Below are 3,107 nucleotides of genomic sequence, written 5' to 3' on the forward strand. Positions count from 1 at the left end.
AAAATAAGTGGGCCCCAAACAAAAAAAAAATAGCTTACAGATCCATTCTTTCAATCTGTTAGCCTAGAATAATAATGTCGAAAATTAATGAAGAAATTAGTTGTTTTTTACCTCAGTTCTTTGTTGTGGTGCGTTATTTATTAATAGCTCATTATTTCCTTTTTTTGATTGTTTGTTAGAAATGTAATTTTTGATTCATCAATTTCTTTATATACTCCTTCCATAATAACTCCACAAGACATTACACCTCCCCATCTATAAATTTCTACTACTATAATTGAGTCTTCAGTTGCCGTAGGACAATATCCAGAAGTAAAATGGTATCGATTTTTAGATTTATAAATATTCTTCCATTTCATAAAACATTCATCTCTTAAATATTGAGTTTTTTCTATATCAAGATTCATTCTTAAAGTATTATGATAAAACAATAGAATCACTAATAAAATTGGTGTTCCAAGAAGAATACTATAAGTTGTCAGGATTTTATTCCTTTTAATTGTCTCAAAATCTTTAGAGAATAAGATTATTAATGCAATTGAATTGATTATTAGTATAAGAAACGAAATAAATAAAAATGTCCAATTTTCAGGATACTCACCTTGATTTCCTGTTTGGTTCTTAAAAATGAAAAAGGCAATGAATACAAGTATTGGCGCAATTATTACAACCAGCCAAATTTTCCTATTTATGTTTGATTTTTGATTCATTTCTTTAATACCGCACAACGTCTCGGCTATGAGTAGTTGCGTGTGTTAGCAGTTAACTTTACAAGTATACACCAAACTGAAAATCCGCGAGGATGTTCAGAAGCAGACGAGAACAAGCAATTACTTATAGCCAATGTTGGCAATAGTTATTTTTTACCAAAATTTCCACCAAAGCTTTTTATTTTGGTTAGTTTGTTCATTTTCAATTTCTACCGATTGAGTATTTGTTTCTTCCGCTACTGTTTCTTGTTTAAACGAATATCTAAAACATTTGGCTTCCAAATCGATATTATGAAAAGATTCTCCTAATGTTTTTTCAATTAAATGGTAAATTAATTCCGATTTGTCATCTTCATTTTTTTCAAATTCAAATGGTTCGCCTTCATCTTCATTCATTTCTTCAGATTCCATTATGGAACGTATGAGTTCATCATTTTTCGTGTAATTAATAGTGAACATCATTGTCATTTCCGACAGAACGAATGAAAAAGCGGTTTGATTATTTGCATAAAAATCAAATCCTCCAACTTCCATAGATAGAAGAACTAATGTTCCGTTTTTTGAAAAATATACATCACAATATGTGTCTTCTTTCCAACTCTCAAGAGTTTCGTCAAAGGTTACTTCTTTTTCAAAAACTAATTTTTGTCCGATAACAGACTCAAGTTCTGTTATTTTGTTTTCGTAATTTTTATCAATTACAAGCCCTGAAATGTTTAGTCCCATTGTTTCTTTTTAATTATTGCTAACATAAATAAATACAACATAAAAGTGACGCAAATATCACACCTGCACACCGCGTTGTTTTAAGTGATTCCCAAATATAATCAAACCCATCATTTGCCCGCAATTTTCAAAAGTGTTTCTACTTGGGTTTTAAGCAATAGGTTTTCGTGTTCCAGTTGGGCAATTTTTTCCCGCAGGGGCGCGGTGGGGTCTGGAGCATAGGTGGTAAATGTAGGGGGCAGTTGCGCGGCGAGGTCCATAAAAAAGTTGTGCTTCATCACTTGGCACAATTCCCAGAGAATGGAAGTCTGTAGGGATGCGCGCTTGCGGTAAGCTCTTACCGTAACATTGCTTCGGTCTAGAATGCGAGCCACCCCGTTAACGGATATCCGGCGCTCGATGATGCGCTTTTCCAGCATATTGCCAATGTGTGGGGCTTCGGTTCCTGTGTATTTGCGTGTTGCCATATGTTCTTAGCTATATTTTCAGGGGTTACGGGTATTTAATGTTCAGCTTTTAAGATTAACTTAGTTGAATGTTAGTCTAAAATAACTTTTTATTAGTCTAAAAGTATGTTTTATTAGTCTAAACATATATTCTATTAGTCTAAAATAACTATTTATAAGTCTAAAATAATTATTTATAAGTCTAAAATAATATTTACTTAGTCTAAACGTATGTTTTGTTAGTCTAAATATATTTTTTATTAGTCTCAATGTATATAATTTTAGTCTAAATGTATGCTATGTGATATTTTAGACTAATAGTTACGTTTAAATTATACACTAAAAAACGGCTTTAAGCCGTTTTCTGTTTTTCTAACTTACGTTTTGATCCATTGGCCTACCGCCCGGCTGCCTTTGGTATCTTGCAGAGAGCCTGTCATAACTCTGCTGGGCACCGGGAATACCGCTCTTGGCCATTACACCTAGCATTCCATACACCGTGGTTCCAGAGCCATAACATTCGTGACCCGCCACGCGCTTTATATCTCGCACCTTGTTGAGCAGGGATTCCAAACGGCTCTCCAGGGTCTCCATTTGCTCAAAAAGTTGCAAATCTGCACGCACCGCTTCGTTATCTACCAAAGCGTCCAGGGGCGGAAAGTTACCGTTGGTAAGCTCATCCAGCACTTCTTCCACAAAAACCTTGTTTGCCACACTTATGGCGCCCAAGCTCGCGCGTTCCGCATCGGTAAGGGTGATGGGCGGAAGGTTTCCGTCAATTGAGGTTACATGCCCAAGTACCTCGGTCATAACTGCTGGGTCCAAAACTTCGTTGATTCGATTTAAATTTACATTAGCCATAACGTTAAGAATTAATTGTTTATGGGCGAAATTTTCAAAAGTTTTTTCTATAAAATTGGGGGAGGGTATAAATTTTATTTATGGAAGTGGGGCAGTTTAATTTTTTGTTTATGATAATAATGGTTTGGTTATGGTTTCGTTTCGTGGGTTAGCACCTAACTTTGCAAGTACAAACCACACTGAAAATCCGAGAGGATTTTCAGATATAGGCGAGAACAAGCAATTACTTATAACCATCTTAAGTTTGATTTTTCTTAAATCAGTTAACTTTAGTAATTAATCAGAAAGAACAAAAGAGCGGAGTAAGGTTACTATAGCCAGTGGAAGTTTTCATTCCGTCAACATTGATAATCCCCGCTCTTTT

4 protein-coding genes are annotated in these 3,107 nt (G+C 34.8%); all 4 read right to left on the bottom strand.

Features of this window, described 5'->3' with window-relative positions:
- Positions 1 to 140: 140 nt before the first annotated feature.
- The 4 genes from KIV10_RS13765 to KIV10_RS13780 all read right to left on the bottom strand — a co-directional run bounded on the left by KIV10_RS13765 (position 141) and on the right by KIV10_RS13780 (position 2,743).
- Positions 141 to 710 (bottom strand): hypothetical protein, encoded by a 570-nt coding sequence (locus KIV10_RS13765; RefSeq protein ID WP_214114715.1) that lies wholly within the window; start codon positions 708 to 710, stop codon positions 141 to 143.
- A 153-nt stretch (positions 711 to 863) separates the two neighbouring features.
- Complete coding sequence (locus KIV10_RS13770; RefSeq protein WP_214114717.1) at positions 864 to 1,436, bottom strand: hypothetical protein; 573 nt, start codon at positions 1,434 to 1,436, stop codon at positions 864 to 866.
- Between the two features lie 110 nt (positions 1,437 to 1,546).
- Entirely contained in the window at positions 1,547 to 1,903 is a 357-nt protein-coding gene (locus tag KIV10_RS13775) for a hypothetical protein (RefSeq protein WP_214114719.1), read from the bottom strand.
- 351 nt (positions 1,904 to 2,254) lie between these two features.
- Complete coding sequence (locus KIV10_RS13780; protein WP_214114721.1) at positions 2,255 to 2,743, bottom strand: hypothetical protein; 489 nt, start codon at positions 2,741 to 2,743, stop codon at positions 2,255 to 2,257.
- Positions 2,744 to 3,107 lie beyond the last annotated feature (364 nt).

This window comes from Aequorivita echinoideorum (genome assembly GCF_018476645.1).
Taxonomy (GTDB): Bacteria; Bacteroidota; Bacteroidia; order Flavobacteriales; family Flavobacteriaceae; genus Aequorivita; species Aequorivita echinoideorum.

Coding starts and splice junctions, on each gene's coding strand:
- KIV10_RS13765 (WP_214114715.1), bottom strand. CDS start 710: ATGAATCAAAAATCAAACATAAATAGGAAAATTTGGCTGGTTGTAATA.
- KIV10_RS13780 (WP_214114721.1), bottom strand. CDS start 2,743: ATGGCTAATGTAAATTTAAATCGAATCAACGAAGTTTTGGACCCAGCA.
- KIV10_RS13770 (WP_214114717.1), bottom strand. CDS start 1,436: ATGGGACTAAACATTTCAGGGCTTGTAATTGATAAAAATTACGAAAAC.
- KIV10_RS13775 (WP_214114719.1), bottom strand. CDS start 1,903: ATGGCAACACGCAAATACACAGGAACCGAAGCCCCACACATTGGCAAT.